Below are 7,063 nucleotides of genomic sequence, written 5' to 3'. Positions count from 1 at the left end.
TATGATTTTGTTCCATAATAGATTTCTTCCACTCCTGCAAGAGTGTCCTAAGAATGAGCTAAAAGAGATAGCCGACACGCTCAAGGCAACAAAGGAACTGATGTTAAAAGTGAACAGTCTGCGCCAGCAGGCTGGTTTGTCCGCAATAGAAAACTAACATTTCATTTGGTGATTGATTAAATGCTTGTGAAAACAACCGATGGAACGCCGGATGCGGTGAAAGTCGCACGTCCGGTGTGGAGTGGGGGAAAATCCGGCGATAACTTCAAAGGATTACCTATCACTATAAGCGGAAAAGCTCTACTACACCGCGCTAATCGGCTATATCTGGTATGAAGCCCCGGACGAGGAAAAGAACTTCACGACGCTGCTTGAAATGATAAATGCGTCGGAAGCCCGCGAGGACGACGAGGACTTCCAGAACCCGGTTGACCTCATGTTTGAACGTCTGGAAGAAAAAGACCCGGAGCATTTCGCGGTCAAGCAGTACCGCAAATACAAACTTGCGGCGGGCAAAACGGCGAAGTCGATTTTAATTAGCTGCGGCGCGAGGTTAGCACCCTTTGACATCAAGGAGCTGCGCGAGCTTATGGAAACCGACGAAATGCAGCTTGACACCATAGGCGACAGAAAGACCGCCCTTTTCGTCATTATCAGCGACACAGACGACACCTTTAACTTTGTCGTGAGTATTCTCTACACACAGCTATTCAACTTGCTTTGCGACAAGGCAGATGATGAATACGGCGGGCGGCTTCCCGTCCATGTGCGCTGCCTGTTAGACGAGTTTGCGAATATCGGGCAGATACCGAAGTTTGAAAAGCTCATAGCCACCATAAGGAGCCGGGAAATATCCGCTTCAATCATCTTGCAGAGCCAGTCACAGCTAAAAGCCATTTACAAGGACAACGCCGATACCATAGTCGGCAACTGCGACACCACGCTTTTTCTTGGCGGCAAGGAGAAAACGACGCTCAAAGAAATATCGGAGATTTTAGGGAAAGAAACCATTGACAGCTTCAACACGTCCGAAACCAGAGGGCGGGAGCTTTCGCATGGGCTGAACTATCAGAAATTGGGAAAGCAGCTTATGACGGAAGATGAAATCGCGGTCATGGACGGAGGGAAATGTATCTTGCAGCTACGCGGGGTGCGCCCGTTCTTTTCGGACAAATTCGACATAACGAAGCACCCGAAATACAAGTACCTTTCCGACGCAGACCCGAAGAACGCCTTTGACATGGAGAAGCACTTGCGCCGCCGCCCCGCTATCGTCAAGCCCGATGAAGTCTTTGACTATTACGAGATTGACGCGGCAGATTTACAGGAGGACGCAGACAATGAATGAGCGTTCCCCAAAGGAGAAGCCGCGCCTTGTGCTGATTATGGGCGGGCGCATGGAGCAGCAGCGCGAGGAAGCGAAACGGCGGGCTGAAATCCGGGAATTTATCGCAGCTTGTGAACGGCTCTACGAAAAGAACCGCCAGAGAGAAAGGAGGGATTGCGATTAAAGGAAGAAATACAGGCTATGAGATACGCGCCCCTTGCGTCATGGAAATGTGGATAACAGGCTATTCCGCTATGGAAAACGCCATTCACAGCACATGGAAAAGCAAAGGGCAGCTTTCCCACGTCCTGCAAACAGCGTTTCCCACAGCTCCATAAGACAGCCAGTTACCCACATTCCCACAACGCCGACGACTACGGAAGCCCAACCTATCCTACCTGTCATTCAAAAAGAGATTTTTTAAGGAGCTGACCTAACATCAAGAACGTAAACACAGGCTACATGATACGCGCCCCCACTTTTCCGGCGCAGCACACAGCGGCAAGAGCCGCGCCCCTTACAACTGAATACCGCCGCGCCGCAGACACTTAGGCGGCGTGGGGAACCCGCCCAACCCGGCGGGCTTATGACCGCGGCAGTTATCAAAACTGACCGCCGTTTTTTATGCCCTTTTTCGGGCAGCCGCACACGCGGCAAGAAAGGAGAACTTTATGGCATTTTTTAATTCGGCAGTAGGCGTTTTGCAGACCCTTGTTGTAGCTCTGGGAGCCGGGCTTGGTATCTGGGGCGTGATTAACCTCATGGAGGGCTACGGCAACGACAATCCCGGCGCGAAAAGCCAGGGCATGAAGCAGCTCATGGCGGGCGGCGGTGTCGCCCTTATCGGCATGACCCTTGTACCGCTACTTTCCGGCTTGTTCGGTTAAGAAGCGCGGGTAAAGGCTTATGCAGAGCATACTTGACGCGATTAACGAATGGATAAAGGAAATCCTCATAGGAGCCATAAACGGTAATCTGTCAACTATGTTCGGGGACGTGAACGAGAAAGTCGGCACTATCGCCGCCGAGGTAGGGCAGACCCCGCAAGGGTGGAACGCGGGTATCTTCTCCATGATACGGACGTTATCGGAGAATGTAATCGTACCCATTGCGGGGCTTGTCATTACCTACGTCCTATGCTATGAGCTTATCAGCATGGTAACGGAAAAGAACAATATGCACGACGTTGACACTTCCATGTTCTTCAAGTGGGTGTTCAAGGCTTACGTCGCAGTCTACCTTGTGACGCATACCTTTGACATCACTATGGCGGTGTTCGATATGGCGCAGCACGTTGTTTCCGGCGCGGCGGGGGTTATCGGCGGCAGCACGAACATTGATGTTGCCGCCGCCCTTGCTTCCATGCAGAGCGGGCTTGACGCTATGGAAATCCCCGAACTGCTCTTACTTGTCATGGAAACAAGCCTTGTGAGCTTGTGCATGAAGATAATGTCCGTACTGATAACCGTTATCCTCTACGGGCGCATGATAGAAATTTACCTTTACTGTTCGGTATCGCCTATCCCGTTCGCAACAATGACTAACCGGGAATGGGGACAGATAGGGAACAACTACCTAAAATCCCTGTTCGCGCTTGGCTTTCAAGGCTTCCTCATAATGATATGCGTCGGCATTTACGCCGTACTGGTGAACAACATGATAATAGCGGACAATCTGCACAGCGCGATTTTCTCCCTTGCAGCCTATACCGTTATCCTCTGTTTCTCCCTGTTCAAATCCGGCGCACTGGCGAAGTCGATTTTCTCCGCGCATTAGCGGCGTGTCAAGGGCAGGGTGGAGATTTTCAGAGCGAAGCGGCGAAAATACTACCCGACCTTGACGCGGGAGAACCCCATAGAATAGGGACGGGCAAAGGGCATAGATTGACCTTTGCCTTGATTACCCCTATGGGAACTTACAGCAGCAAAAAAACCAGAGAAAGGAGGTTTCCACTTGGCGTATGTACCCGTACCCAAAGACTTATCCAAAGTCAAGACAAAAGTAGCTTTCAACCTTACCAAACGGCAGATTGTATGTTTCGCGGTAGCCCTCATTTTGGGCTTGCCGCTTTTCTTTCTGCTCAAAGACAGCACAGGCACAAGCCTTGCGTCTATGGCTATGATTGCCGTCATGCTGCCCTGTTTCCTCTTTGCCATGTATGAGAAGCATGGACAGCCCCTTGAAGTGGTGATAAAAAACATCATTCAGACAAAATTCATAGCCCCCAAAGAACGACCATACAGGACAGACAACCTTTATTCCGTCTTAGAACGGCAGAGAAAACTTGAAAAGGAGGTATCAGCGATTGCAAAAGGAAACACGAAGAAACAGCGCGGCGGGAAACGCACACGCAAAGGCTAACCCGCCCCGCAAGCTCACCCGCGCCGAGAAGAAGCAGATTGCGGAAATCATCAGACAGGCAAAGGGCGACGGGAAAGCGCATACCGCGCAGCAGACAATCCCCTATATCCAGATGTACCCGGACGGTATCTGCAAGGTTACGGAACGTAAATACTCAAAGACCGTCGCCTTTGAAGATATTAACTATCAGCTTGCACAGGCAGACGACAAGACCGCCATTTTTGAGAACTGGTGCGACTTCCTCAACTACTTTGACGCTTCCGTTTCGGTGCAGCTCTCTTTCATCAATCAAGGGACGCAGCGGGGCGAAGCGGAAAAGGCGGTCAATATCCCGGCACAGGACGACGCTTTCAACTCTATCCGCAGCGAATACGGGGATATGCTGCAAAACCAGCTTGCAAAGGGCAACAACGGGCTTGTCAAAGCAAAATACATCACCTTTGCCATTGAAGCCGACAGTCTGGGCGCGGCGAAATCCCGCCTTGCCCGTATCGAAACGGACGTACTTAACAATTTTAAGCTCTTGGGCGTAGCCGCCCGCCCCATGACAGGCTATGAACGGCTCAAAATGCTGCATGGCATTTTCCACCCGGAGTGCGGGCAGTTTGCCTTTGATTTTTCATGGCTTGCCCCGTCCGGGCTTTCCACAAAGGACTTTATCGCCCCGTCCTCTTTCCGTTTTGGCGAGGGGCGTTACTTCCGCATGGGGCGCAAAATCGGCGCGGTTTCATTCCTTGAAATCCTTGCCCCGGAATTAAACGACCGTATCTTATCGGATATTCTGGACTTGGAAACGGGCGTTATCGTCAATCTGCATATCCACAGTATCGACCAGACCGAAGCCATAAAGACAATCAAGCGGAAAATCACCGACCTTGACAAAATGAAAATCGAGGAACAGAAAAAGGCGGTACGCAGCGGCTATGACATGGATATTATACCGTCCGACCTTGCCACTTTCGGCAGCGAAGCGAAGAACCTCTTACAGGACTTGCAGAGCCGCAACGAGCGTATGTTTCTGCTCACGTTCCTTGTGGTGAACATGGCAGACACAAAAAGGAAACTGGAAAATGACGTGTTCGCGGCGGCGGGCATTGCACAGAAGAACAACTGCGCCCTCACCCGCCTTGACTACCAACAGGAAGCGGGGCTTATGTCCTCTGTACCGCTTGGGGAGAACCTTATCGCCATTCAAAGGGGGCTGACGACTTCAAGCACAGCTATCTTTATCCCCTTTATCACACAGGAGCTTTTCCAGACGGGCGCGGCTTTATACTACGGCTTGAACGCCCTTTCTAACAACATGATACTCTGCGACCGCAAGCAGCTCAAAAACCCCAACGGCTTAATCTTGGGTACGCCGGGAAGCGGGAAATCCTTTGCGGCAAAGCGGGAAATGACAAACGCTTTCCTCATTACGGACGACGATATTATCATCTGCGACCCGGAAGCGGAGTATTTTTCCCTTGTGCAGCGGCTTGACGGGCAAGTGATACGGTTATCCCCTACGGGCAAGGGCATTGACGGGAAGCCCCAGTATGTGAACCCTATGGATATTAACCTCAATTACAGCGAGGACGACAGCCCCCTTGCGCTGAAATCCGACTTTATCCTCTCCCTCTGCGAGCTTGTAATCGGCGGCAAGGAGGGCTTGCAGCCCGTCGATAAGACCGTCATTGACCGCGCCGTTCGGAACGTGTACCGTCCGTTCCTTGCAGACCCCGACCCGGAGAAAATGCCTATTCTGGGCGACCTCTACGACGAGCTTTTGAAGCAGCCGGAGCCGGAAGCGGCGCGTATCGCGGCGGCGTTGGAGCTTTACGTTTCCGGGAGCCTTAACGTGTTCAACCACCGTACCAACGTGGAGCTGAACAACCGCCTTGTCTGCTTTGACATCAAGCAGCTTGGGAAGCAGCTCAAAAAGTTAGGTATGCTCATTGTGCAGGACCAGGTATGGAACCGCGTCACCGTCAACCGGGCAGAAAGGAAATCCACCCGCTACTACATGGACGAATTTCATCTTCTCTTGAAAGAGGAACAGACCGCCGCGTACAGCGTGGAGATTTGGAAGCGTTTCCGTAAATGGGGCGGCATACCCACAGCCATTACGCAGAACGTCAAAGATTTGCTTGCTTCCCGCGAAGTGGAGAATATCTTTGAAAACTCTGATTTTGTCCTCATGCTCAATCAAGCGGCGGGCGACCGGGCTATCCTTGCGAAGCAGCTCAACATTTCCCCGCAGCAGATGAAGTATGTCACCCACACCGAAGCGGGCGAGGGGCTTATCTTCTATGGAAACGTGGTGCTGCCCTTTGTAGACCGCTTCCCGAAAGACACCGAGCTTTACCGGGTAATGACGACGAAGCCGGAGGAAGTGGGCAAAGCATGAACGGGCTGAAAACTGACACAATCATCAACCGGGACGCGCTCTATGCCTTGCGGGAGCTTCCAGAGGAAAGCGTACACTGTTGCGTCACAAGCCCGCCCTACTATGCACTTAGGGATTACGGGCTTGACGCGCAGATTGGGCGGGAGGACACGCCGGAGCAGTACATTGACAGGCTGACCGAGGTTTTCCGCGAGCTGCGCCGGGTACTGCGTTCTGACGGTACTTTCTGGCTGAACATTGCGGACACCTACTGCGGCACAGGAAATAAGGGCTACCATGCAGACCCGAAGAACCCCAAAGGGAGGAACGGGCAAGCCGTATCAATCGCAAGACAGGCGGCGGGCTGCAAGCAAAAGGATTTAATCGGTATCCCTTGGCTCTTGGCTTTTGCCCTACGCGCTGACGGGTGGTATTTAAGGAGCGATATTATCTGGCAGAAAGAAAACCCCATGCCGGAGAGCGTGAAAGACCGCCCTACCCGCTGTTATGAACATATCTTTCTGCTTACAAAGTCAAAGAAGTATTTCTATGACGCAGCCGCCATAGCCGAGCCGTTAGCCCCCACAACGGCGGCGCGGTACCGCACCGGGCGCAGCGCGGGACAGAAATATGCGGACGAAATACCCGGACAGGGGAAAGTACAGGGGCTTAACCGGGCGCGAAGCGGCAGCTACTACGACGAAGCCCTCATGCCGACCATGCGGAACAGGCGGGACGTGTGGCTTATCAATACCGTTCCCTACAAGGGCGGGCATTTCGCCGCGTTCCCGCCAAAACTTGCCGAAACCTGTATCAAGGCGGGCTGTCCGAAAGGCGGCGTTGTGCTTGACCCCTTTTTCGGCAGCGGCACGACGGGGGCAGCCGCAAAGCAGCTTCACAGGCATTATATAGGCATTGAGATAAACGCCGAGTATTGCGCCCTTGCAAGGGCGCGGATTGGAGGGACAGAAAAATAAAACAGTATCGAGCGCGTGAGAAAGTCACGC

Annotated in this window: 6 protein-coding genes and 1 pseudogene; all 7 read left to right on the top strand. The window is 52.5% G+C overall.

The window, feature by feature from the left end:
• Positions 1–289: 289 nt before the first annotated feature.
• Positions 290–1,348: pseudogene (locus HMPREF0240_RS11555) on the top strand (TraM recognition domain-containing protein); the annotation flags it as partial.
• A complete protein-coding gene (locus tag HMPREF0240_RS24665; protein WP_002590563.1) occupies positions 1,341–1,511 on the top strand; it encodes a hypothetical protein in 171 nt (56 codons plus the stop codon). The pseudogene HMPREF0240_RS11555 and the gene HMPREF0240_RS24665, both read left to right, overlap by 8 nt.
• A 487-nt stretch (positions 1,512–1,998) precedes the next feature.
• The gene (locus tag HMPREF0240_RS11550) at positions 1,999–2,214 is read left to right on the top strand and encodes a Maff2 family mobile element protein (protein ID WP_002590564.1); all 216 of its coding nucleotides are present in this window, start codon (positions 1,999–2,001) and stop codon (positions 2,212–2,214) included.
• 19 nt (positions 2,215–2,233) lie between these two features.
• Entirely contained in the window at positions 2,234–3,103 is an 870-nt protein-coding gene (locus HMPREF0240_RS11545; RefSeq protein ID WP_002590565.1) for a VirB6/TrbL-like conjugal transfer protein, CD1112 family, read from the top strand.
• Between the two features lie 177 nt (positions 3,104–3,280).
• Positions 3,281–3,688 carry a PrgI family protein gene (locus HMPREF0240_RS11540; protein WP_002590566.1) on the top strand — a complete coding sequence of 136 codons (408 nt, stop codon included), beginning with the start codon at positions 3,281–3,283 and terminating at the stop codon, positions 3,686–3,688.
• Positions 3,633–6,077, top strand: a complete 2,445-nt coding sequence (locus HMPREF0240_RS11535; protein WP_002590567.1) for a VirB4-like conjugal transfer ATPase, CD1110 family — start codon at positions 3,633–3,635, stop codon at positions 6,075–6,077. Before HMPREF0240_RS11540 ends, HMPREF0240_RS11535 begins: the two co-directional genes overlap by 56 nt.
• Complete coding sequence (locus tag HMPREF0240_RS11530; protein WP_009003588.1) at positions 6,074–7,033, top strand: site-specific DNA-methyltransferase; 960 nt, start codon at positions 6,074–6,076, stop codon at positions 7,031–7,033. Before HMPREF0240_RS11535 ends, HMPREF0240_RS11530 begins: the two co-directional genes overlap by 4 nt.
• Positions 7,034–7,063 lie beyond the last annotated feature (30 nt).

Origin of the sequence: Clostridium sp. D5 (assembly GCF_000190355.1) — a bacterium.
Lineage (GTDB): Bacteria > Bacillota > Clostridia > Lachnospirales > Lachnospiraceae > Faecalicatena > Faecalicatena fissicatena_A.
This window is presented reverse-complemented; position numbering and strand designations above follow the sequence as displayed.

Excerpts from the sequence above, each read along its gene's own strand:
- HMPREF0240_RS24665 (WP_002590563.1), top strand. The coding sequence starts at position 1,341 with ATGAATGAGCGTTCCCCAAAGGAGAAGCCGCGCCTTGTGCTGATTATG.
- HMPREF0240_RS11550 (WP_002590564.1), top strand. The coding sequence starts at position 1,999 with ATGGCATTTTTTAATTCGGCAGTAGGCGTTTTGCAGACCCTTGTTGTA.
- HMPREF0240_RS11545 (WP_002590565.1), top strand. The coding sequence starts at position 2,234 with ATGCAGAGCATACTTGACGCGATTAACGAATGGATAAAGGAAATCCTC.
- HMPREF0240_RS11530 (WP_009003588.1), top strand. The coding sequence starts at position 6,074 with ATGAACGGGCTGAAAACTGACACAATCATCAACCGGGACGCGCTCTAT.